The organism is Pseudomonas fluvialis (assembly GCF_014207935.1).
Classification (GTDB): Bacteria; Pseudomonadota; Gammaproteobacteria; order Pseudomonadales; family Pseudomonadaceae; genus Aquipseudomonas; species Aquipseudomonas fluvialis_A.
Map to the genome: position 1 here is coordinate 225,607 of NZ_JACHLL010000005.1, position 22,669 is coordinate 248,275.

Below are 22,669 nucleotides of genomic sequence, written 5' to 3' on the forward strand. Positions count from 1 at the left end.
TCAACATGAACGTTGGCATGGAGCAATTTCTCGAGGTGTTCTTCGAGGAGGCCGAGGAACACTTGGCCAATCTCGAACACCTGCTCTTGACCCTGGATGTCGATGCCCCCGACCGCGAGGCATTGAACGGCATTTTCCGTGCCGCGCATTCAATCAAGGGCTCCAGCGGCATGTTCGGTTTCGACGACCTGACCGCGGTCACCCATGTGCTGGAAACCCTGCTGGACAAGATCCGCAGCGACCAGATCGCCCTGCGCGGCGAGATGATCGACGTGTTCCTGCAAGCCCGCGACGTACTGGCCCAGCTGCTGGCCTGCCACAAGTACCAGAGTGTCGACCCAGGTATTCCGGTAGAAGGCACAGTGGCACGCCTGCAGGCGCTGATCGACAGCCACTCCGAAATGTCGACTGCCGCTGTCGAAGACAGTGCCTATGGCCTGTTCACCGAGCCGCCAGCCCAGACTGACGAGGAGGCATTCGGTTTCTTTGACGACAATGCCGGGCAGACAGTCGCTGACACTGCAGACGGCGACGCGTTCGGCTTCTTCGAGGATCAGCCGGGCGCTCCGCAAGCACCGAGCGCCTCCACACCAGACGAAGCCTACGGCCTGTTTGACGCTGAGAAAGTCAGCCCCACGGAGGACGCCTTCGGTTTCTTTGACGAACAGCCCGACGCTCCCGTAGCGCCGCCTGAAATGGTCGTGGAAACCCCCAGCTATGGCGTCTACGCCAAGGCTCCCGGCAGCCCCACCATACCGGCAGCGGCAGTACCGGTCAGTGACAGCAATGTTTCTACAGAAGAGCGTCGTAGTGGCGACCGCCGCAGTACCGATCGCCGCGCCGCCAGCAGCCCGCCGGCAGTCCCGCGTCCTACCGGCGATAGCGAGTCCAGCTCGATTCGCGTCAGCGTGGAAAAGATCGACAGCCTGATCAATCAGGTTGGCGAACTGGTCATCACCCAGGCCATGCTCGCCCAGCTCACCGCCGGCCTCGACCCGGCGGTCTTCGAGAAGATCAACCAGGCCCTCAGCCAGCTGGAACACAACACCCGCGAGCTGCAGGAATCGGTGATGTCAATCCGCATGCTGCCGATCAGCTTCATCTTCAACCGCTTCCCCCGCGTGGTACGCGACACTGCCAGCAAGCTGGGCAAGAAGGTTGAACTGATCCTCCAGGGCGAGCACACCGAGCTGGACAAGGGCGTGATCGAGAAGCTCACCGACCCGCTCACCCACATCATCCGCAACAGTGTCGACCACGGCATCGAGATGCCGGCCGAGCGCATCGCCGCAGGCAAGCCCGAGCACGGCACCGTACGCCTTTCCGCATTCCACCAGGGCGGCCGCATCGTGGTCGAGATCAACGACGACGGCAAAGGCCTGGCCCGCGACAAGATCCTCGCCAAAGCCCGCGAGCAGGGCATGGCCGTCAGCGACGACATGCCCGACAGCGAGGTCTGGCAGCTGATCTTCATGCCCGGCTTCTCCACCGCCGAGGTGGTCACCGACCTGTCCGGGCGCGGCGTCGGCATGGACGTGGTACGGCGAAACATCTCCGCCATCGGCGGGCGCATCGACATCGAGTCGCTGGCCGGCCATGGCACCCGCATCACCATTCGCCTGCCGCTGACCCTGGCCATCCTCGACGGCATGATCGTCGCGGCCGGCACGGTGCACTACGTGATTCCACTGACCTACATCATCGAGTCACTGCAACCCAAGGCCGACGACATCCGCAGCATGCGTGGCAGCCAGCGCACGGTGATCCGCGTGCGCGGCGAGTACCTGACCCTGCTCAGCCTGCACAGCCTGCTCAACCTGGAAGGCGAGCCGCCCGTGCCCTGGCAGGCCATTGTGCTGATCCTCGAAGCCGAGGGGCGCAAATTCGCCCTGCTGGTCGACGATCTGATCGGCCAGCAGCAGGTCGTGATCAAGAGCCTGGAACAGAACTTCCGCCGCATCGACGGCATCACCGGCGCCACCATCATGGGTGATGGCAGCGTCGCCCTGATTCTCGACGTCGACGCCCTGCCGCGCCTGGCCAGTCATGGAGAGCTAGTCAATGAATCCTGCGAGTGACAACAACAGCAGCGAACCGGTTCAGGAGTTTCTCACCTTCACCCTGGGCAGCGAGGAGTACGCCATCGACATCCTGCGCGTGCAGGAAATCCGCGGCTACGATCAGGTCACGGCGATTGCCAACAGCCCGGCATTCATCAAGGGCGTAATCAACCTGCGCGGCGCCATCGTGCCGATCGTCGACCTGCGCATCAAGTTCAACCTGCCCTCGGTGACCTACGACCCGTTCACCGTGGTGATCATTCTCAATGTGCTCAACCGCATCGTCGGCATCGTCGTGGACTCTGTCTCCGATGTGCTGGCGCTGATGCCCAACGAGATCAAACCGGCACCGGAATTTGGCGGCAGCTTCGACACCCAGTACCTGATGGGCCTGGCCACCGTTGAGGAACGCATGCTGATTCTGGTCAACATCGAGCAACTGATGAGCAGCCAGGAAATGGCCCTGCTCAACGAGGGCAGCGACGCATGAACAGCCACACTGCCTGTAACACCCGAAACCTTCCCCCAGCGCACCTGCCTGCAGTCCGGCCGCGCCGCGCCTGCCCTGTCGTTTTCTCGGCCTGAGCCAAGGAGCACACATGCGTACCAATCTGCCCATCACCAATCAGGAATTCGTCCTGCGCGACGGCATGACCATCGTCTCGCGCACCGACCTGAAGGGTCGCATCACCTTCGTCAACGACGACTTCCTCGAAGCCAGCGGCTTCACCGAGGCCGAGCTGATCGGTGAGCCGCACAACATCGTGCGCCACCCGGACATGCCCGAGGCGGCATTCGCCGACCTGTGGGCCACCCTCAAGGCCGGACGACCATGGACCGGCATGGTCAAGAACCGCTGCAAGGACGGGGGATTCTACTGGGTACTGGCCAATGCCACGCCGATTCGCGAAGGCAACTCGGTGGTGGGCTACATGTCGGTGCGTACCCGGCCCAGTCGCGAGCAGGTACAGGCCGCCGAGCACCTGTATCAGCTGTTCCGTGACGGCAAGGCCAAGGGTTGGGAAATCCGCGAAGGCAAGGGCGTCAAACTTGGCATGCTGAGCCGCGCCACGCGACTGACAGAGCGCTTCAGCCTGGGCGGCAAGTTCGCACTGCTCGGCCTCGGCAGCGTGCTGGCCACTCTTGCGGCGGCAGCAGCGGCCAACAGCGGCAACCCGGCGCTGCTGGCCGTGCCAGTCGCTATCCTGCTACTGACCCTGATCGGTGGCCTGCGCCTGAGCAGCGCACTCGGCCAGTCGCTGGAAAATGCCAGCGAGCACCTGGAGCGCTTCGCCCAGGCCAACTTCGACGGCATCGTCGAAGCCAGTGGACATGACCAGCTGGCGCAGATGCGCCTGGCGCTGAAACGCCTGCAGACCCGCCTCGGCTTCGAGTTCGCCGACACCAAGCGCAACGCCCAGGCCAGCCTGCGAATCCGGCAGGCCCTGGACGTGGCCGCGACCAACATCATGGTCGCCGACGCCGGTTACAACATCATCTATACCAACAATGCCCTGCAGGCGATGTTCCATACCGCCGAAGGCGACCTGCGCGCACAACTGCCGAACTTCGATGCCAAGAGCATCCTCGGCAGCAACATCGACATCTTCCACAAGAGCCCCGCACACCAACGCGGCCTGCTCGACCGCCTGCAGCAGACCTACCAGACCCGCCTGGTCATCGGCGGACGGACCTTCGACCTGATCGTCAACCCGATCCTCGACAGCGGCAAGCGTATCGGCACCGTGGTCGAATGGAAGGACATGACAGCCGAACTGGCCGTGCGCGAACGCGAGCTGGCCCTGGCTGCCGAGAACGCACGAATCAAGATCGCCCTCGACAATGTCAGCAGCAACGTGATGATTGCCGACAACGAACGCAACATCATCTACATGAACCACACCGTCAAAGCGATGATGCAGAACGCCGAAAGCGACCTGCGCAAGGCTCTGCCGAGCTTCGACGCCAGCCGCTTGCTAGGCGGTTCGATCGACCAGTTCCACAAGAACCCGGAACACCAGAAACACCTGTTGGCCACCTTCACCAGCACCTACCGCGCGCAGATCGAAGTCGGCGGCCGCACCTTCGCCCTGGCCGCCAACCCGGTGATCAGCGAAAGCGGCGAACGCCTCGGTGCGGTGGTCGAGTGGAATGACCGCACCGTGGAGGTCGCCGTCGAGCGCGAAGTGGCCAGCGTGGTCACCGCCGCTGCCGCGGGTGACTTCACCCGTCGCCTGGACCTGCGCGACAAGAACGGTTTCCTGCTCAACCTCGCCACCGGCCTCAACCAACTGGTGGAAACCGCCGACAAAGGCCTGCAGGACGTGGTGCGCATGCTCGGCGCCCTGGCCCAGGGCGACCTGACCCAGCGCATCACCGACGACTACCAGGGCACCTTCGGCCAGTTGAAGGACTTCTCCAACGAAACGGCCATCAGCCTGTCACGCATGCTCGGGCAGATCCGCGAAGGCGCCGACACCATCTACACCGCGGCCAACGAGATTTCCGTGGGCAACACCGATCTGTCCTCACGTACCGAGGAGCAGGCCTCCAGCCTGGAAGAAACCGCATCGAGCATGGAGGAGCTGACCAGCACGGTGAAGCTCAATGCCGACAACGCACGCCAGGCCAACTCACTGGCGGTCAACGCCTCCGAGGTGGCCATCGACGGCGGCTCAGTCGTCGAGCAGGTAGTACGCACCATGTCGTCGATCAACGAGTCCTCGCGCAAGATCTCCGACATCATCAGCGTGATCGACGGCATCGCCTTCCAGACCAACATCCTCGCCCTCAACGCCGCGGTCGAGGCCGCCCGTGCCGGCGAGCAGGGACGCGGATTTGCCGTGGTGGCGGCTGAAGTCCGCAACCTGGCACAGCGCTCGGCGGCGGCCGCGAAGGAGATCAAGACACTGATTTCCGATTCGGTGGACAAGGTCGAGACCGGCAACACCCTGGTGGCCCAGGCCGGCAAGACCATGAGCGAGATCGTCACGGCGATCAAACGTGTCACCGACATCATGGCCGAGATCGCTGCAGCCTCCGCCGAGCAGAGCACCGGGATCGAGGAGGTCAACGGCGCCGTCAGCCAGATGGACGAGATGACCCAGCAGAATGCCGCCCTGGTGGAGCAGGCCGCCGCCGCTGCCGAGTCACTGCTTGACCAGGCGGCTGCCATGACCGAGGCCGTGGGCATCTTCAAGTTCGAGCATGCCAGCCAGCGTCCGGCCCTGGCCGCGCCGGCAGTACCGCGCGCTCTGCCATCGCGCAGCGAGCCGCCGCAGCGTAGCGAACGTGCCCAGCGCCAGGCACTGCCTCGCGCCAGCAGCCACGATGATGAATGGGAGCAGTTCTGAAGCGCAGCAGACCGGCGCCGCTGACACGCGGCGCCGGGATTGCGCACGCAGCGTTGCAGGGGAGCCGGCATGGCTGAAGAAGTACGCGAGTTTCACTATCGCGCCGAGGATTTCCAGCAGGTCCGCCGCCTGCTCTATCAGCGCTCGGGCATCAGCCTTTCGGAGAGCAAGGACCAGATGGTTTACAGCCGCCTGGCCAGGCGGCTGCGCGTCCTCGGACTGGACAGCTTCGGCGCCTATTTCAACCACCTGCAACAACACGATGAGGAATGGCAGGAGTTCGTCAATGCACTGACCACCAACCTGACCTCGTTCTTCCGCGAAAGTCATCATTTCGCGTCCCTGGCGGAGTACCTGCAGAAGCATCCACGGCGCAACGGCCCCATCCGCATCTGGTGCTCGGCCGCCAGCACCGGCGAGGAACCCTATTCGCTGGCGATCACCGCAATGGAAGCCTTCGCCAGCCTGCGGCCACCGGTGCAGATCATCGCCTCGGACATCGACACCGGCGTACTGCAGACTGCGGCCCAGGGTATCTACCCGCTGAACCGCATCGACCAGCTGTCGAGCGCACGCAAGAAACGCTTCTTCCTCCGCGGCAAGGGCCGCCAGGAAGGCATGGTGCGGGTGCGTGACGAATTGCGCGAGCTGATAGAGTTCCAGCAGATCAACCTGCTCGACCCGCGCTGGCCAATCGAACCAGGCCTGGATGTGATCTTCTGCCGCAACGTGATGATCTACTTCGACAAGCCGACCCAGCAGCATCTGCTCGAACGCATGGTCAAACTGCTGCGCAGCGACGGCCTGTTCTTCGCCGGCCACTCGGAAAGCTTCGTCCACGCAACCCATCTGGTCCGTCTGATCGGCCGGACCGTGTACCGACCCAGCCAGGGCGGTGGCCGCCCATGAGCTACGACTACACCAGCGAGCTGGCGCCGAATACCTACTATGACCGCCACTTCCACAGCGAAGCGGTCAAGATCCTGCCCGGCGAGTACTACGTCACCCAGCGCGACCTGCTGATCGTCACCGTGCTCGGCTCCTGTGTCGCGGTGTGCCTGCGCGACCGCAGCAACGGCATCGGCGGGATGAATCACTTCATGCTGCCGGGCAATACCGAGGAAGGCAGCAATCCGCTGTCCAGCTCGGCGCGCTATGGGGTGTATGCCATCGAGATACTGATCAACCACCTGCTCAAGCTCGGTGCCCAACGCCGTTTCTTCGAGGCCAAGGTGTTCGGTGGCGCCAGTGTGCTTCGCGGCTTCGGTAGTAATAACGTGGGCAAGCGCAACGCCGAGTTCGTCTTGGACTATCTGCACACTGAAGGCATTCCCGTGGTCGCTCAGGACCTGATGGATACCTATCCACGTAAGGTTTACTTCTTTCCCAAGACAGGCCGGGTCATGCTGAAGAAACTCAAATCGCTGCATAACACCACCCTGCTCGACCGGGAGATGGAGTACAGCCTGCGCATCAAGCGCACGCCGGTTGCCGGCGAAATCGATCTTTTCTAGGAGCCCCAATGCCGATCAAGGTTCTGATCGTCGACGATTCCGCACTGATTCGCGCTCTGCTCAAGGAAATCATCCAGCAGGACCCCGAACTGCAGCTGGTTGGCCAGGCTCCGGACGCCTATGTCGCCCGCGACCTGATCAAACAGTTCAGTCCAGATGTCATCACCCTCGACATCGAAATGCCACGCATGGATGGCCTGACCTTCCTGGAAAAGCTGATGAACGCGCGGCCTACCCCGGTGGTGATGATTTCCTCGCTCACCGAAAGCGGCTCCGAAGCCACCTTCCGCGCCATGGAACTGGGCGCGGTGGATTTCGTCGCCAAGCCCAAGCTGGGCATTCGCGAAGGCATGGAGGCCTATGCCGACGACATTCGCGACAAGATCAAGGCCGCCAGTCGCGCCCGCCTGCAAAAACCCCGTGCAGCTGGCAAAACCTTGGACAGCCGCGAAAAGGCGCCCCGCGAGAGCCGCACCCCGATTATCGGCACCGAGAAAATCATCGCCATCGGCGCCTCCACCGGCGGCACCGAAGCGATCAAGGATGTCCTGATCGACCTGCCGGCCGACAGCCCCGGCATCGTCATCACCCAGCACATGCCGCCGGGATTCACCCGCACCTTCGCCGAGCGCCTCAATCGCCTCAGTCGTCTGCATGTGGTCGAGGCCAAGGGCGGCGAACGCATACTCCCCGGGCACGCCTTCGTCGCCCCAGGCGATCATCACCTGCTGGTCGAACGCTCGGGCGCCAACTACGTGACCCGCTTGTCCGATGGCCCGCAGGTGCATCGACACCGTCCGGCGGTGGACCCGATGTTCGAGTCGGTGGCGCAGTGCGCCGGGCGCAACGTCATCGCCGCGCTGCTGACCGGCATGGGCAAGGATGGTGCCATCGGCCTCAAGGCCATCCGCGATGCCGGCGGCTACACCCTGGCCCAGGACGAAGCCAGCTGCGTGGTCTATGGCATGCCCAAGGAAGCGGTGCTGCTGGGTGGAGCGGAGGAAGTACTGAGCCTTGAGCAAATTGCCGAAGCCCTGATGCAGCAAGTGAAGAAGCGCGGAGGCGGCAACCGCGTCTAAGTGCAGCAGGCGACGGAAAGCCTTGGGCTTGCCCGTTCGCATGGCTATAATCACCCCGTTTTTTGCGTCGTCCGTCTCCCGGACGACGCTCCCGCCACCCGACCGAGGGGCGCTGCAGCAGACCCTTTCGGTTTCACCGGTCTGTCAGGCTCGGTCGGGGCGCGTTCCCCAGGTTGCCGGATGCTGTTGCCTCCGCCCTGTAAACGCACCAACGGCGCCCATTCGCATTGCATACGAATGGAGACTCACGCATGAGCGCTGCTTTTGCCGATTTCAAAGTTGCCGACATTTCCCTGGCTGCCTGGGGCCGTCGCGAAATCATCATCGCCGAATCCGAGATGCCCGCCCTGATGGGCATGCGCCGCAAGTACGCGGCCAGCCAGCCTCTGGCCGGCGCCAAGATCATCGGCTGCATTCACATGACCATCCAGACCGCCGTGCTGATCGAGACCCTGGTTGCCCTGGGTGCCGAAGTGCGCTGGTCGTCCTGCAACATCTTCTCGACTCAGGATCAGGCCGCTGCCGCCATCGCCGCCGCCGGCATCCCGGTATTTGCCTGGAAGGGCGAGACCGAAGAAGAGTACGAGTGGTGCATCGAGCAGACCATCCTGAAGGATGGCCAGCCATGGGACGCCAACATGATCCTCGACGACGGTGGTGACCTGACCCAGATCATCCACCAGAAATACCCGGCCATGCTGGACAAGATCCACGGCGTGACCGAGGAAACCACCACCGGCGTACATCGCCTGCTCGACATGCTGAAAGCCGGCACCCTGAAAATCCCGGCGATCAACGTCAACGACTCGGTGACCAAGAGCAAGAACGACAACAAGTATGGCTGCCGTCACAGCCTGAACGACGCCATCAAACGCGGCGTCGACCACCTGCTGTCGGGCAAGCAGGCCCTGGTGATCGGCTACGGCGACGTGGGCAAGGGCTCCGCGCAGTCGCTGCGTCAGGAAGGCATGATCGTCAAGGTCACCGAAATCGACCCGATCTGCGCCATGCAGGCCTGCATGGACGGCTTCGAAGTCGTATCGCCCTACCTGAACGGCCTGAATGACGGCAGCGAAGCCAGCATCGACAAGGCCCTGCTGGGCAAGATCGACCTGATCGTGACCACCACCGGCAACGTCAACGTCTGCGACGCCAACATGCTCAAGGCACTGAAGAAGCGTGCCGTGGTGTGCAACATCGGTCACTTCGACAACGAGATCGACACGGCCTTCATGCGCACCAACTGGGCCTGGGAAGAGGTCAAGCCACAGGTACACAAGATCCACCGTACCGGCAAGGACGGCTTCGATCCGCACAATGACGACTACCTGATCCTGCTGGCCGAAGGTCGCCTGGTTAACCTGGGCAACGCCACCGGCCATCCGTCGCGCATCATGGACGGCTCCTTCGCCAACCAGGTGCTGGCGCAGATCCACCTGTACGGCGCCAAGTTCGCCGCCCTGCCGACCGCCGAGAAGAACGCGCGCATCACCGTTGAAGTGCTGCCGAAGAAACTCGACGAAGAAGTGGCCCTGGAAATGGTCAAGGGCTTCGGCGGCGTGGTCACCCAACTGACTGGCAAGCAGGCCGAGTACATCGGCGTGACCGTCGAAGGCCCGTTCAAGCCGGATAGCTACCGCTACTGATGTACCAGGAGGGCGGGTTGCACAGGCAACTCGCCCTTTTTGCGTATCAAGGACCCGATTTATGTCGCAAGAACGCCGTTACAGCTTTGAGTTCTTCCCTACCAAGACCGAAGCCGGACACGAAAAACTGATGACCGTGGCGCGCCAGCTGGCGGGCTACAACCCCGATTTCTTCTCCTGCACCTACGGTGCCGGGGGCTCGACCCGCGACCGCACGCTGAACACCGTGCTGCAGCTCGACGGCGACGTGAAGGTGCCGACCGCACCGCACCTGTCCTGCGTCGGCGACAGCAAGGCCGAGCTGCGCGAGCTGCTCAACACCTACAAGGCGAGTGGCATCAAGCGTATCGTCGCGCTACGTGGTGACCTGCCGTCCGGAATGGGCATGGCCAGTGGCGAACTGCGTTATGCTAACGAACTGGTGGAGTTCATCCGCGCCGAAACCGGTGAACACTTCCACATCGAAGTCGCGGCCTACCCGGAAGTTCATCCGCAGGCCCGCAGCTTCGAAGACGATCTGCACAACTTCGTGCGCAAGGCCAAGGCCGGCGCCGACAGTGCCATCACCCAGTACTTCTTCAGTGCCGACTGCTATTTCTACTTTGTCGAGCGCGTACGGAAACTGGGCGTGGACATCCCGATCGTCCCCGGCATCATGCCGATCACCAACTACAGCAAGCTGGCCCGCTTCTCCGACGCCTGTGGCGCCGAGATTCCCCGCTGGATCCGCAAGCAGTTGGAAGCCTACGGCGACGATCTGGAGAGCATCCAGGCCTTCGGCGAACAGGTGGTCAGCGCGATGTGCGAACGTTTGCTGGACGGCGGCGCGCCGGGCCTGCACTTCTACACCCTGAATCAGGCCGAACCCAGTTTGGCCATCTGGAACAACCTCAAGCTGCCACGCTGAGGTCAGTGTTCCGGGCCGCCCTCCGGGCCATTACCCAGCGCAGGGTAGTGGCGGTGGAGGGAGCGCCGAATGCGCTAGCCCGGGGCTCAAACACGCGCCCTAGAGTCGGCAGGTTGCCGACAGGATAGGAACCCCGCATGTCCTTTACTTCCCTCGGCCTTTCCGAGGCACTTGCTCAGGCGGTCGAAGCCGCCGGCTACACCACCCCGACTCCGGTGCAGCAACGCGCCATTCCCGCCGTCCTGCAGGGCCGCGACCTGATGGTGGCGGCGCAGACCGGCACCGGCAAGACCGGCGGCTTTGCCCTGCCGGTTCTGGAACTACTGTTCCCCAACGGTCACCCAGACCGCGAACATCGCCATGGTCCGCGCCAGCCGCGCGTACTGGTGCTGACGCCGACCCGCGAACTGGCCGCACAGGTGCATGACAGCTTCAAGCTGTACGCCCGCGATCTGCCGCTCTCCAGTGCCTGCATTTTCGGCGGCGTCGGAATGAAGCCGCAGGTGGATGCCGTGGCCAAGGGCGTCGATGTCCTGGTGGCCTGCCCCGGCCGTCTGCTCGACCTGGTCGGCCAGGGCAGCATCGACCTGTCCCGCGTGGAAATCCTCGTCCTCGACGAAGCCGACCGCATGCTCGACATGGGTTTCATCCATGACGTCAAGAAGGTGCTGGCCAAGCTGCCAGCCAAGCGCCAGAACCTGCTGTTCTCGGCGACCTTCAGCAAAGACATCACCGACCTGGCCAACAAGCTGCTGCACAACCCGGAACGCATCGAGGTCACGCCGCCGAACACCACGGTCGAGCGGATTGAGCAGCGCGTCTACCGCATCGGCGCCACCAGCAAGCGCGTCCTCCTCGCCCATCTGGTGACCCAGGGCGCCTGGGAGCAGGTACTGGTGTTCACCCGCACCAAGCACGGCGCCAACCGCCTGGCCGAGTACCTGTGCAAGCACGGCCTACCGGCCGCGCCGATACACGGCAACAAGAGCCAGAACGCTCGGACCAAGGCACTGGCCGACTTCAAGGCCAACGCCATCCGTATCCTCGTGGCCACCGATATCGCCGCACGCGGCCTGGATATCGATCAGCTGCCGCACGTGGTCAACTACGAGCTGCCCAACGTCGAGGAAGACTACGTCCACCGCATCGGCCGTACCGGCCGCGCCGGGCGTGCCGGCGAGGCCATCTCGCTGGTGGCACCGGACGAAGAGCGCCTGCTCAAGGACATCGAGCGCCTAACCAAGCAGCGCATCGCCGATGGCGACTGGATGGGCTTCGACCTTGCCGCGGCCGAAGCCAGCCTGGCGCAAAAAGCCAGCGAGCAGCCCACCGAGGAAGCCCGCGAGGCGCGTCCGCCACGCCAGGGTCGCCAGCAACAACGCAACGAAGCGCAAGCCGCCGAAGAAGGCGCAGCGAAGAAAAAGCGTCGTCGCCGTGGCGGCAAGAACAAGGGCGAACGTGGCGAGCAGGCCCAGGCTGACAGCACCGCAGCCAGCCCGGCTCAGGCCAAACCCGCCAAGCCGCGCCAAGAGCGTCAGGAACGTCAGCCGCAAGCGGCCAAGAAGCCGGTCACTCCACCAGCGGACCGCGACCCGGAAGAGTTCCTCGACGACGACTACGACAACTTCGGCAACAGCGTCGACTACGTACCAGTGCAGCCCAAGGCCCCGGCCCGCGGCCAGCGTCGTCCCGGTCAGGCACCAGCCAACCGCAGCGGTGCAACCGCTGGTGCCCGCCAGGGTCAGCCGGGCAGCGGCCGTACCGGCGGCAGTGGTGCAGCCGGTCAGGGTGCCAAGTCCGGCAAACCTCGCGCAGCCAGCAACAAGCCGCGTCGCGACGAGTCGCGCCCACGTCGTGACGAGCGCCAGGAGCCGGCCGTGCAGGAACAACGCAGCAAGCCAGGCCCAATGATCCTGCGCAAGGGCGAACGCCTGCCAAGCCTTGAGCAGCTCAATGAGTTGGACAATCGCCGCAGCCGCGAACGCCCGGCCCTGCTCTCGCGTAACCGCGACGAGTAATAGTCTGAGCAATAAAAAAGCCGGCCATTGGCCGGCTTTTTTATTGCCTGAGCACCAGCTGCAAAACTTAAATCTCCCTTCGCAAGCTATGCCCTTAGGACAAACCGAACGGCTAGAGTTTCAAAACGTATTGCGCAGCACCGTCTCGGCAAACGGCAGCTTGCCAACCCGCGGTTTGTGCTCGACGTTGCGCTTGCCTACTGCGACCATCAGGCCGATCACGTGATTGGCAGGTAGCTTGATTAGCTCGCCGACAGCGGCAAAGTCGAAACCGTCCATCGGCACGCTGTCCAGGCCCTTGGCCCGGGCCGCCAACATAAGGGTCTGGGCCACCAGGCCGCAGCTGCGCATCACTTCATCTCGCTGCACCTGCGGCTTGTCGCGGTAGTAGCCATCGATGGCTCCGACCATGAACGCCTTGACCTCCTCAGGCGCGCCTTCCCATACGCGCTCGGCGTTCTGCGCCCAGCTGTCGAGCTGGGCACAGATCACCACCAGCATGGAAGCCTCGGTGATCTGAGCCTGATCCCAACCAGCCGCGCGGACCTGGGCGCGCAGTGCCGGGTCGCTGACGTCCACCAGGCGGACATGCTGCAGGTTGAAGGCGGTCGGCGCGAGCAGCGCCAGCTCCAGTAGTTCATCTTTCTCGGCCTGGCTCAGGCTGAATTCGGGGTCGTAACCACGCACAGCTCGGCGGGTCTGAATAGCTTCCAGGGTATGCATCGGTAAATGCCTCCGGTCGTTTTAGGTGGCGCCATCCTAGCCATAAGCCAACAAAAGCGTAAGTATGTACATAAATGGCCGATACCCACATAAAGGTAACTGTATGACTGCTCCCGCCATCATCCTTCCTGCCGGCTGCCCGGCTGAAGCGGCACTCGATGTCATTGCCGGCAAATGGAAGGGCATGCTGATCTTTCATCTGCTCGGCTGCACCCGTCGCTTCAACCAGCTGCAGCGCATGTGTCCGGGCATCAACCAGCGCATGCTGACCAAGCAACTGCGCGAACTGGAAGACGCAGGCCTGGTGCTGCGCACCGTACACCCTGTAGTGCCACCGCACGTGGACTACCAACTGAGCGAACTGGGCCTGGCCCTGCAGCCGGTGATGAGCAGCCTGCAGCAATGGGGCAAGCTCTACCTGAGCAGCGGTGGTCGACACGGACGCTGCAGCGAAGGCCAGCTGCACAGCCTGAAAGAAACTGAGCAGCCCTAAACGGCCAGCGGGTATTGCCAAGCAGTCTAAGCCTGAGCCTGCAGAAGAGTTAATCTGATAACAGATCCCTCAGGGAGGTTTCCCCATGCAAGTATCCGCCGCCAGCAGCAACCTGCCGCTCAGTACTCAGGTGATCAAGCGCGCCGGCGAAGCCGCACAAGCACCCGGCTCGCCCGTTAGCCCGGAGCAGGTGAACAAGACCGTCGATGCGGCCAGCGACCGCGTGCAGCAAGCACAGGACAACCGTGCCGCCGAGCAGACCAGCCGGCGCAGCACCGCCGCCCAGCTGTACAGTGCCAACAGCCAGCAGAACCAGATCGACACCTACCTGGCAGTCGCCAGCGAGGGTGAAGTCGAGTCCAGCGAAGGCAATCTGGAAGCGGCTCAGGAGCTGAGTGAAGACGTCCAGCGCTACCGTGTGGCCAAGGCCATTGACAGCCGCCCCGAGCAGGTTGAGCGCCCCGAAAAACCCAGCCGCCCGGCGGAGCCGACGCCCTACATCGATATCCAGGCCTGACGAATTGCAGGTACAAAAAAGCCGCCCGGAGGCGGCTTTTTTGCATCGCGACGATTCGCCTTACAGCTGCGGACCGGCGTTGCGGATGGCGTCGGACACGCTGAACTTCTTGAAGTTCTCGATGAACTGAGTGGCCAGAGCCTTGGCCGCTTCATCGTACGCGTTCTTGTCGGTCCAGGTGTTGCGCGGGTTGAGCAGCTCGGTCTCGACGCCCGGTACGGCCTTCGGCACGTCCAGGTTGATGATCGGCAGGTGCTCGGTCTCAGCACCGATCAGTGCACCGCTCTGGATGGCTGCAATCACGCCACGAGTGGTAGGGATGTTGAAGCGCTTGCCAACACCGTAGCCACCACCGGTCCAGCCGGTGTTGACCAGGTACACCTTGGAGCCGAAGCCCTGGATGCGCTTGATCAGCAGCTCGGCGTACTCGCCAGCCGGACGCGGGAAGAACGGCGCCCCGAAGCAGGTGGAGAAGGTCGACTTGATGCCGCCGCCGCTACCCATCTCGGTGGAACCGACCAGTGCGGTGTAACCGGAGAGGAAGTGGTAAGCCGCCTGCTCGTTATTGAGGATCGACACCGGCGGCAGTACGCCAGTCAGGTCGCAGGTCAGGAAGATCACCGCGTTCGGCTCGCCGGCACGGTTGGCCTCAACGCGCTTCTCGATCAGCTGCAGCGGATAGGCGGCACGGCTGTTCTGGGTCAGGCTGGAGTCGGCGTAATCCGGCAGGCGGGTACGCGGATCGAGCACGACGTTCTCCAGTACGGCGCCGAACTGGATGGCTTTCCAGATCACCGGTTCGTTCTTCTCGGACAGGTCGATGCACTTGGCATAGCAACCGCCTTCGATATTGAACACGCTGCCCACGCCCCAGCCGTGCTCGTCGTCACCGATCAGGTAACGCGAGGGGTCGGCGGACAGGGTGGTCTTGCCGGTACCGGACAGACCGAAGAACAGGGTGGTGTCACCGTCTTCGCCAACGTTGGCGGCGCAGTGCATCGGCAGCACGTCGACTTCCGGCAGCAGGAAGTTCTGCACCGAGAACATGGCCTTCTTCATCTCGCCGGCGTACTGCATGCCAGCCAGCAGAACCTTCTTGGAAGCGAAGTTGATAATCACGCAACCGTCGGAGTTGGTGCCGTCACGCTCCGGTACGCACTCGAAGAACGGCGCGTTGAGGATCTGCCACTCGCTCTTGGCGGACGGGTTGAACTGCTCCGGGTTGATGAACAGGCAACGGCCGAACAGGTTGTGCCAGGCGGTCTCGGTGGTCATCTTGATGGCCAGGTACTGCTCCGGATCGGCACCGACGTGCACGTGGGAAACGAAGCGGTCACGCTCGCCGACGTAGGCTTCGACGCGGGCCCAGAGGGCATCGAACTTGTCTTCCGGGAACGGGCGGTTGATGTTGCCCCAGGCGATCTTGGCCTCGGTGCCCTGCTCCTTGACGATGAAACGGTCTGCCGGAGAACGACCGGTGCGGTGACCGGTCTTGACGACCAGCGAACCGTTGGCGGCCAGCTCGCCTTCACCGCGGCGAAGGGCTTCTTCAACCAGCTGAGCGGCACTGATATCGATGTACTGAGTGGCTTGCGTCATGTAGTCCCCGTCGGCTCGAGGCCGAGTCCTCCAAACGTATGTAGTGCCTTTCAATAAACACTACAGGGAAAAAAGTGCGCCGGATTATGCCAGAAATGCCTCTCACTTGGCGAGTCGGCTGATCGGCCAGCTGACAGACAGCGCGAAGTGGCATCTCTCAGATCCCCACTCACTGGCCTGGGTCACACAGGAGCAGCAGCTTTGCCCAAGAACTCGGCGTGGGTCACGTGATAAATGCAGATGGCATCGATAGAAAATACAAATAACCACCCAGCTGTGCGCATGCGGCACATACACAGCGACCTGTTCAGTTCGGCTGTAACGCGGCCAATCGGAGGACCGAGCCAAGACGGACATGCTGTCGATGCCTGTTGCAGTCATGCAGCCAAAGATTCAGATGCTGTGCACCGCTGGACTCAGAAAGTAGGGCATAGCCAACCATTACCCGAAAACATACTCCGCAGCGCGCTCAGCTTGGCGCCATCGATGCACATGAAAACAAATCGTTCTATGGGCACTTCCCTTCTTCTGGCTCAATCAAGGCCATCAATATCCAGTCCGGCCCAGGGCTGAACGTCAGGTTTTCACTGGCGACATGGAAGCGACCGTGCGGATCAAAACCCAGGAGTAACGTAGCGCGAGCACCGTGCAATGCTTGGTAAGCATCCCAACTGAAGTTACTGCTGAGGGTAGTGCAGTGAATTTCCGCGCCTCTTGCCAGCAAGCTGGCCAACTGTCCGTAGGAACGCTGTGGGTAGCCAAACGGCTGCCCGCGATGCTCATCACTGATCCGGTGCTTTTCGCTCATGCGCTGCTCGCGCTGGCTTGGCAGGTAGTAGAGGTTGGCCTTGCCGAAGTCAGGGCGAAAACGGGTGCATGCCAGGCTGTTTTGCTCGCTCGACGCTGACAGGGCCAGCAATTGGCCAAGACCGATCAGGTCCAGGTGCGCATCAGCATGCTGCGAGGCCGGGTTGCCGAAGTAGGTGGGCAAGTTGTCCATCCGTGCGGCGCTGATGTTCTCCCAGCTGGAGTCGGTCAGCAGCACGCGATTACCCCGCTCTTGCAGTGCCTTACCGACAGCTCTGGCCAGCGGGTTGGCCCCGATGATCAGAAAACCGCGCGGCGAGGGCTCGCTCACCTTGAGTGCGCGCGCCAGTGGTCGCGCCGTTGCACTTTGCAGCACGACGGTACCGATGATCACCAGAAAGGTCAGCGGCACCAGCAGCTGCGCTTGCTCGAAGCCAAGATGAACCATGCGCTCGGCAAAAATTGCAGATACTGCGGCGGCAACGATCCCACGCGGAGCAATCCAGGCCAGGAGTGAACGCTCGCGCCAGCTCAGGCTGGAACCAGCGGTGCTCAGGGCAACGCTGAGTGGACGAGCGATGAACTGGATGACGGCCAGCAACACCAGGGTGGCCGGGCCCAAGGCAAGCAACGCCTTAAGGTCAAGGCGGGCCGCCAGCAGGATGAAAAGGCCGGAAATCAGCAAAACACTCAAGTTTTCCTTGAAGTGCAGGATATGTCGGACATCCACGCCGCGCATATTGGCCAGCCACATTCCCATGATGGTGACGGCCAGCAGACCTGATTCATGCACCAGCAGGTTGGCACTGATGAAAATGCCTAGAACCGTGGCCAGTGCGGCGAGATTCTCCAGGTACTCGGGTAACCAGTGGCGACGCATGGCCACGCCAAGCAACCAGCCCCCAGATACGCCCAAAATCAGGCCGCAGCCAATCACCTTGGCGAAGGTGAGCAGGCTCTCGTTGATTGGCACCCCACCATCACTGCCACTGCTGACGATGAAGCTGTACACCACTACAGCCAGCAGCGCGCCCAGGGGGTCAATGACGATGCCCTCCCAACGCAGGATGTTGGCCACCGACGGACTGGGCCGCATCACCCGAAGCATGGGCACGATCACGGTCGGCCCGGTAACCAGAGTCAGGGTGCCGAACAGCACGGCTAGATCCCAGGGCAAATCCAGCAGGTAGTGGCTGGCACTGGCGATGATGGCGCCGGTGGTCAGTGCCCCCAGAGTCACCAGACGCCGAACCACGGTGCCAATCTCGCGCCATTCGGAGAGATGCAGCGTCAGACTGCCCTCGAACAGGATCAGCGCCACCGAGAGTGAGACCAGTGGAAACAACAAGGGACCGAACAGCGCCTCGGGGTTCAGCAAGCCAAGTACCGGGCCGGCGAGAATCCCGCATAGCAGCAGGAACAGGATGGCTGGAAGGCGCAGACGCCATGCCAGCCACTGACTGAACAGAGAAGCGATACCGATGCCGCCGACACCGAGCAGGAAGTAGGTTTCGCTCATCAGGACTCCTTGTCGCTGGAACCTCGCGGAATCGTTGTGAAAGACTAGCCGGCCTGGCTAGAAAGGCTCACAGAAACCAGCCCTGCAAAGGGGGAAGCACAACATCAGTGCTTGGTCTGCGCGGGCGGCTCGCTGCCGCCGCCGGCGAACAGCTGGGCGATATCGGCGGCGTCAAACAGGTATTTCTGGTTGCAGAACTGGCAGTCGATGCTGATCGAACCGCCCTGTTCCACCACCAGTTGCTGGGCGTCTTCTTCGCCCAGGCTGACCAGCGCGCTGGCCGAACGCTCGCGTGAACAGCTGCAGCGGAACACCAGCGGTTGCTCGTCGAACAGACGAACCTGTTCCTGGTGATAGAGGCGATGCAGCACGGTGGAGTTGTCCAGGCCGAGCAGTTCCTCAGCGGTCAGCGAGTCGGCCAGGGTAGTGAGGTGCTGCCAGTTGGCGGCCCGCTCTTCCGGGTCTTTCAGGCGGTCGGCCGGCAGTGCCTGCAACAGCATGCCGCGCGCCACGCGACCATCGGCCTGCAGCCAGAAGCGGGTCGGCAGCTGCTCGGAGTTGGCGAAGTAGCCAGACAGGCATTCGGCCAGGTTGGCGCCTTCCAGCGCCACAATGCCCTGATAGCGCTGGCCCTGACGCGGGTCGACGGTGAGCATCAGGGTGCCTTCCGGCATCAGCTGGTTCAGGCCGTCACCGGGCTGCACCTGCTCGGCGTCATAACGGGCAATCGCGCGCACTTCACGCTCGCTGGAGCACTCGACCATCAGCAGCGGCACGGGGCCTTCGCTGCGCGCCTGCAGCACCAGCAGACCGTCGAACTTCAGGGTGCCAACCAGCAGAGCGGCCGCCGCCAGCATCTCGCCCAGCAGCTCGGCAACCGGCGCCGGGTAGCTGTGCTTGGCCAGTACGTGCTGGTAGCTGTCACGCAGGGCAACCAACTCACCGCGCACGTCGGTATCGTCGAAGAGGAAACGCTGGGAAAAATCGGACATGGCGGTCAGGACTGCAGTCATTCTGGGCTGGCGATTTTAGGGGCAAAGCCCGGTGCGACCAAGCGCCAGTTGTCTATCGCCGGCGCGGGCAAACACTATCGGTCAGTGATCGTCATGAAAGGCACTGAGCTGGCGGCGCTGCTTCTTGCTTGGCCGGCCATCGGTCTGCACGCCCAGCGCACCGGCCTTGCGCAGCGCGGCGGCCTGCTCGCGGCGCTGCGCGCTCTCGGCGGTTTCCTCATACAGCAGCTGTGCCTCGGGCGCGCCACGGCGCAACACCGACAGCGCGCGGACAACCACCGTGCGCTCATCGAACCCCGTGCGAATCACATATTCGTCGCCGACTTTGGGCTCCTTGCCGGGTTTGCAGCGCTCGCCCCGGTGATGCACCTTGCCGCCCTCGATGGCTTCCTTGGCCAGCGCCCGGGTCTTGTAGAAGCGCGCTGCCCACAGCCACTTGTCCAGGCGGACCTTGTCGTCTTTCGCGTCTTTGTCACTCATGCCGCGCTCGTCAATCCGGGGGAAACACCCGGCATTTTGCCTGATACAGTTGTCACATTGATTGCCCAGAATCCTGCGACCTGTTGCGGAATGCCTGCCGTGAAGACTTTCGACCAACTGGCAGTGATTGGCCTGCGCGAATGGATCAACCTGCCCGACCTGGGCATGATCGGCCTGCGCGCCAAGATCGATACCGGCGCCAGCACCTCGACCCTGCACGCCAGCGATATCCAGCCCTTCGAGCGCGACGGCGCCGAGTGGGTACGTTTCACCGCCCACCTCGGCACGCTGGTGCAGCGTCCGCACCGCTGCGAAGCGCCGGTTGTGACGATCAAGACCATCAAGAGCTCTAATGGCCAGGCACAGAGCCGTTATGTGATCCGCTGCCTGCTCGCCATGGGCGACCGCGGCTGGCCGGTGGAATTCACCCTGGCCTGCCGCAAGCACATGCGTTACCGCGTGCTGCTCGGCTCCAAGGCGCTGGTGGACGGCCAGTTGGTGGTCAACCCGGCGCTGACCTACGTACAAGACAAACCCCTGTTGCGCAAACCTTCCGGTGCCCAATGAAGATCGCCATCCTGTCGCGCAACCCGCGCCTGTATTCAACCCGTCGCCTGGTGGAAGCCGGTACCCAGCGCGGCCATGAGGTGCAGGTGATCGATACCCTGCGCGCCTACATGAACATCGCCAGCCACAAGCCGCAGATCCATTATCGCGGCCGTCCGCTGGAAGGCTTCGACGCGGTGATCCCGCGTATCGGCGCCTCAGTCACCTTCTATGGCTGCGCCGTGCTGCGCCAGTTCGAGATGCAGGGGGTTTTCCCGCTCAACGAGTCGGTGGCCATCAGCCGCTCGCGCGACAAGCTGCGCTCGCTGCAACTGCTCTCGCGCAAGGGCATCGGCCTGCCGGTGACCGGCTTTGCCCACTCACCGGACGATATTCCCGACCTGATCCAGATGGTCAACGGCGCGCCGCTGGTGATCAAGGTGCTGGAAGGCACTCAAGGCATCGGCGTAGTGCTGTGCGAAACAGAGAAGGCGGCGGAGTCGGTGATCGAGGCCTTCATGGGCCTGAAGCAGAACATCATGGTGCAGGAATACATCAAGGAGGCCGGCGGCGCCGACATCCGCTGCTTCGTGGTCGGCGACAAGGTCATCGCCTCGATGAAGCGTCAGGCCAAGCCCGGGGAATTCCGCTCCAACCTGCACCGCGGCGGTTCAGCCAGCCTGATCAAGATCACCCCGGAAGAACGCATGACCGCCATCCGCGCAGCCAAGGTCATGGGCCTGTCGGTGGCCGGGGTGGACATCCTGCGCTCCCACCACGGCCCGCTGGTGATGGAGGTGAACTCCTCGCCCGGCCTGGAAGGCATCGAGACCACCACCGGCAAGGATGTCGCTAGCATCATCATCGAATACCTGGAAAAGAACGCCGAGCCCGGCCAGACCCGCACCAAGGGGCGCGGCTGACCGCTCCTCCTTTAGCAGGCTGTTGAAAAACGTTGGCGAGGCAGCCAACGCAAGGCAAAAACAGGCGAAGAAGCGCAGTTTACGAGTAGTAAATGAGCATTCTGAGTCTGTTTTTAACACTGCGATGGCAACGTAGGTAGTTTTTCAACTGCCTGCTAGGCCGCGTCGCGCGGCAGCAGCAAGCCCAGCGGCAGACACACGCGTGCTTCCATGCCGCCACCGGCGCGGTTGCGCAACTCGACGCTGCCGCCATGCAGCGAGGCGATGCGCTTGACGATGGCCAGCCCCAGACCGGTGCCCTTGCCACCACGGGCGCGGTCACCACGGATGAACGGGTTGAATATCTCGCCCATTTCTTCCGCCGCGATACCGGGACCACGGTCCAGCACGCTGATCACCACGTAGGGCGCCGAACAGTCGCCGGCCAGCGAGGCGGCCACTTCCACGGCATTGCCGGCATAGCGCAGGGCGTTCTCGATCAGATTGGTGAGCAGGCGCTTCATCGATACCCGGCGCAGGGCAATCAGCGGCAACTCTTCCAGACACAGGCGCACCTGCTCCTGTTTCTGGTTGTAGGGCGCCACCACTTCATGGATCAGCGCCAGCAGGTCGATCTGCTCGGCCGGCTCGTCGCTGCCATCGCGGATGAAGGCGAGGAACTGGTCGAGAATGGCGTCCATGTCCTCGATATCGCGAACCATGTCGTCCGTCAGCTCGGCATCACTGCTCATCAGCTCCAGCGACAGGCGCAGGCGGGTCAGCGGCGTGCGCAGGTCATGGGATACCCCGGCAAGCATCAGCTCGCGCTCGCGCGCCGCCTGCTCCAGCCCCTCGGCCATCTGGTTGAAGGAGCGGTACACCTCGGTCATTTCGCTGGGCGTATCGGTCACGGGCAGACGCACACTGCGCCCCTGCCCCAACTGGCGGGTGGCGAAGACCAGACGCTTGAGCGGCGCATTGAGCTGGCGCACGAAGATCCAGGCGGCCGCCGTCGACAGCAGACCGATGCCGATGAACCAGCCCAGCACACTCCAGATACGCTGGCCGCGCAGCGGATGCGGATACAGCGGCACCTTCAGCCAGTCGGCGCCCAGCGCGGGCGCATGCACCCAGAGCGCCGGGCCACTGTGCACGCGCACCCGCACCTCGGTGCCTTCGCCCAGCTCGGCCTGCATCTGCCGCTCGAAAATCTCCGTGTAAGGCCAGTGCTCCTCACCGGCCGGCACATCCGCCGGGGCCACCCGCACCAGGCCGGCGACCTTGCCGATTTCCTCGCGCGCATGCTCGTCGGCGGCCCAGTAGGCACGCAGGGTCAGCGCCGCGCCGTGGCTGTACTGGCGATCGACCAGCACGTCCTCGTTCATCATCAGATAAACGAGGGTCAGTGCCTTGGAAAACAGCACCACGATCAGCACCAGCCACAGGGTGCGGGCGAAGAAGCTTTGCGGGAACCAGACCGGGGTTTTCATTCA

Annotated in this window: 18 protein-coding genes, 2 pseudogenes and 1 riboswitch; of the genes and pseudogenes, 14 read left to right on the forward strand and 6 right to left on the reverse strand. The window is 63.1% G+C overall.

Annotated elements, in window-relative coordinates; genetic code table 11:
* Positions 1–17 precede the first annotated feature (17 nt).
* From HNP49_RS14530 to HNP49_RS14570, 10 genes and pseudogenes are all read left to right on the forward strand, one after another.
* Positions 18–2,078, forward strand: a complete 2,061-nt coding sequence (locus HNP49_RS14530; protein ID WP_409372556.1) for a chemotaxis protein CheW — start codon at positions 18–20, stop codon at positions 2,076–2,078.
* On the forward strand, positions 2,062–2,550 hold the full coding sequence (locus HNP49_RS14535) for a chemotaxis protein CheW (protein WP_184684421.1): 489 nt from the start codon (positions 2,062–2,064) through the stop codon (positions 2,548–2,550). Before HNP49_RS14530 ends, HNP49_RS14535 begins: the two co-directional genes overlap by 17 nt.
* Before the next feature lie 160 nt (positions 2,551–2,710).
* Positions 2,711–3,622: pseudogene (locus HNP49_RS19020) on the forward strand (PAS domain-containing protein); the annotation flags it as partial.
* A gap of 243 nt (positions 3,623–3,865) precedes the next feature.
* Positions 3,866–5,413, forward strand: a pseudogene (locus HNP49_RS18715) (methyl-accepting chemotaxis protein); the annotation flags it as partial.
* 69 nt (positions 5,414–5,482) lie between these two features.
* Entirely contained in the window at positions 5,483–6,322 is an 840-nt protein-coding gene (locus HNP49_RS14545; RefSeq protein ID WP_184684425.1) for a CheR family methyltransferase, read from the forward strand.
* Positions 6,319–6,927, forward strand: coding sequence for a chemoreceptor glutamine deamidase CheD (cheD, locus tag HNP49_RS14550; protein ID WP_184684427.1), 609 nt, complete (start codon positions 6,319–6,321; stop codon positions 6,925–6,927). The genes HNP49_RS14545 and cheD overlap by 4 nt, the downstream gene beginning before the upstream one ends.
* Before the next feature lie 8 nt (positions 6,928–6,935).
* Positions 6,936–8,006 (forward strand): chemotaxis response regulator protein-glutamate methylesterase, encoded by a 1,071-nt coding sequence (locus HNP49_RS14555; protein WP_184684429.1) that lies wholly within the window; start codon positions 6,936–6,938, stop codon positions 8,004–8,006.
* A 98-nt stretch (positions 8,007–8,104) separates the two neighbouring features.
* A riboswitch (S-adenosyl-L-homocysteine riboswitch) is annotated at positions 8,105–8,233 on the forward strand.
* A gap of 24 nt (positions 8,234–8,257) precedes the next feature.
* Positions 8,258–9,652: an adenosylhomocysteinase gene (ahcY, locus tag HNP49_RS14560; protein ID WP_184684431.1), complete on the forward strand. Its 1,395-nt coding sequence runs from the start codon at positions 8,258–8,260 to the stop codon at positions 9,650–9,652.
* Between the two features lie 61 nt (positions 9,653–9,713).
* Positions 9,714–10,559, forward strand: a complete 846-nt coding sequence (gene metF / locus HNP49_RS14565; RefSeq protein WP_184684433.1) for a methylenetetrahydrofolate reductase [NAD(P)H] — start codon at positions 9,714–9,716, stop codon at positions 10,557–10,559.
* A 137-nt stretch (positions 10,560–10,696) separates the two neighbouring features.
* Entirely contained in the window at positions 10,697–12,577 is a 1,881-nt protein-coding gene (locus HNP49_RS14570; RefSeq protein ID WP_184684435.1) for a DEAD/DEAH box helicase, read from the forward strand.
* Positions 12,578–12,697: 120 nt separating this feature from the next.
* On the opposite strand, the gene HNP49_RS14575 is transcribed toward HNP49_RS14570, so the two are convergent.
* Entirely contained in the window at positions 12,698–13,300 is a 603-nt protein-coding gene (locus tag HNP49_RS14575; RefSeq protein ID WP_184684437.1) for a nitroreductase family protein, read from the reverse strand.
* Between the two features lie 103 nt (positions 13,301–13,403).
* Between HNP49_RS14575 and HNP49_RS14580 the strand changes: the two genes are divergently transcribed.
* Together HNP49_RS14580 and HNP49_RS14585 are read left to right on the forward strand one after the other, a co-directional pair.
* Complete coding sequence (locus tag HNP49_RS14580) at positions 13,404–13,793, forward strand: helix-turn-helix domain-containing protein (RefSeq protein WP_184684439.1); 390 nt, start codon at positions 13,404–13,406, stop codon at positions 13,791–13,793.
* A gap of 85 nt (positions 13,794–13,878) precedes the next feature.
* Complete coding sequence (locus tag HNP49_RS14585) at positions 13,879–14,310, forward strand: hypothetical protein (protein ID WP_184684441.1); 432 nt, start codon at positions 13,879–13,881, stop codon at positions 14,308–14,310.
* A 60-nt stretch (positions 14,311–14,370) separates the two neighbouring features.
* On the opposite strand, the gene HNP49_RS14590 is transcribed toward HNP49_RS14585, so the two are convergent.
* The 4 genes from HNP49_RS14590 to HNP49_RS14605 form a co-directional block, all read right to left on the reverse strand.
* Positions 14,371–15,909 carry a phosphoenolpyruvate carboxykinase gene (locus HNP49_RS14590; RefSeq protein ID WP_184684443.1) on the reverse strand — a complete coding sequence of 513 codons (1,539 nt, stop codon included), beginning with the start codon at positions 15,907–15,909 and terminating at the stop codon, positions 14,371–14,373.
* Positions 15,910–16,417: 508 nt separating this feature from the next.
* Entirely contained in the window at positions 16,418–18,235 is a 1,818-nt protein-coding gene (locus tag HNP49_RS14595; protein WP_184684445.1) for a sodium:proton antiporter, read from the reverse strand.
* A gap of 104 nt (positions 18,236–18,339) precedes the next feature.
* The gene (gene hslO / locus HNP49_RS14600) at positions 18,340–19,227 is read right to left on the reverse strand and encodes an Hsp33 family molecular chaperone HslO (RefSeq protein WP_184684649.1); all 888 of its coding nucleotides are present in this window, start codon (positions 19,225–19,227) and stop codon (positions 18,340–18,342) included.
* A gap of 102 nt (positions 19,228–19,329) precedes the next feature.
* Positions 19,330–19,728, reverse strand: coding sequence for an RNA-binding S4 domain-containing protein (locus tag HNP49_RS14605; RefSeq protein ID WP_184684447.1), 399 nt, complete (start codon positions 19,726–19,728; stop codon positions 19,330–19,332).
* A gap of 99 nt (positions 19,729–19,827) precedes the next feature.
* On the opposite strand from HNP49_RS14605, the gene HNP49_RS14610 reads away from it, so the two are divergent.
* Both HNP49_RS14610 and rimK read left to right on the forward strand, forming a co-directional pair.
* Complete coding sequence (locus HNP49_RS14610; RefSeq protein WP_311772125.1) at positions 19,828–20,295, forward strand: ATP-dependent zinc protease; 468 nt, start codon at positions 19,828–19,830, stop codon at positions 20,293–20,295.
* On the forward strand, positions 20,292–21,197 hold the full coding sequence (rimK, locus tag HNP49_RS14615) for a 30S ribosomal protein S6--L-glutamate ligase (protein WP_184684450.1): 906 nt from the start codon (positions 20,292–20,294) through the stop codon (positions 21,195–21,197). Before HNP49_RS14610 ends, rimK begins: the two co-directional genes overlap by 4 nt.
* 155 nt (positions 21,198–21,352) lie before the next feature.
* On the opposite strand, the gene HNP49_RS14620 is transcribed toward rimK, so the two are convergent.
* Entirely contained in the window at positions 21,353–22,666 is a 1,314-nt protein-coding gene (locus tag HNP49_RS14620) for an ATP-binding protein (RefSeq protein ID WP_184684452.1), read from the reverse strand.
* Positions 22,667–22,669 lie beyond the last annotated feature (3 nt).

Bases quoted from the DNA above. Each gene is read 5' to 3' on its own strand.
- HNP49_RS14570 (WP_184684435.1), top strand. From the start codon at position 10,697: ATGTCCTTTACTTCCCTCGGCCTTTCCGAGGCACTTGCTCAGGCGGTC.
- HNP49_RS14555 (WP_184684429.1), top strand. From the start codon at position 6,936: ATGCCGATCAAGGTTCTGATCGTCGACGATTCCGCACTGATTCGCGCT.
- HNP49_RS14545 (WP_184684425.1), top strand. From the start codon at position 5,483: ATGGCTGAAGAAGTACGCGAGTTTCACTATCGCGCCGAGGATTTCCAG.
- HNP49_RS14535 (WP_184684421.1), top strand. From the start codon at position 2,062: ATGAATCCTGCGAGTGACAACAACAGCAGCGAACCGGTTCAGGAGTTT.
- HNP49_RS14595 (WP_184684445.1), bottom strand. From the start codon at position 18,235: ATGAGCGAAACCTACTTCCTGCTCGGTGTCGGCGGCATCGGTATCGCT.
- HNP49_RS14620 (WP_184684452.1), bottom strand. From the start codon at position 22,666: ATGAAAACCCCGGTCTGGTTCCCGCAAAGCTTCTTCGCCCGCACCCTG.
- HNP49_RS14605 (WP_184684447.1), bottom strand. From the start codon at position 19,728: ATGAGTGACAAAGACGCGAAAGACGACAAGGTCCGCCTGGACAAGTGG.
- metF (WP_184684433.1), top strand. From the start codon at position 9,714: ATGTCGCAAGAACGCCGTTACAGCTTTGAGTTCTTCCCTACCAAGACC.
- HNP49_RS14590 (WP_184684443.1), bottom strand. From the start codon at position 15,909: ATGACGCAAGCCACTCAGTACATCGATATCAGTGCCGCTCAGCTGGTT.
- HNP49_RS14530 (WP_409372556.1), top strand. From the start codon at position 18: ATGGAGCAATTTCTCGAGGTGTTCTTCGAGGAGGCCGAGGAACACTTG.
- HNP49_RS14575 (WP_184684437.1), bottom strand. From the start codon at position 13,300: ATGCATACCCTGGAAGCTATTCAGACCCGCCGAGCTGTGCGTGGTTAC.
- HNP49_RS14580 (WP_184684439.1), top strand. From the start codon at position 13,404: ATGACTGCTCCCGCCATCATCCTTCCTGCCGGCTGCCCGGCTGAAGCG.
- cheD (WP_184684427.1), top strand. From the start codon at position 6,319: ATGAGCTACGACTACACCAGCGAGCTGGCGCCGAATACCTACTATGAC.
- hslO (WP_184684649.1), bottom strand. From the start codon at position 19,227: ATGTCCGATTTTTCCCAGCGTTTCCTCTTCGACGATACCGACGTGCGC.
- HNP49_RS14585 (WP_184684441.1), top strand. From the start codon at position 13,879: ATGCAAGTATCCGCCGCCAGCAGCAACCTGCCGCTCAGTACTCAGGTG.
- rimK (WP_184684450.1), top strand. From the start codon at position 20,292: ATGAAGATCGCCATCCTGTCGCGCAACCCGCGCCTGTATTCAACCCGT.
- ahcY (WP_184684431.1), top strand. From the start codon at position 8,258: ATGAGCGCTGCTTTTGCCGATTTCAAAGTTGCCGACATTTCCCTGGCT.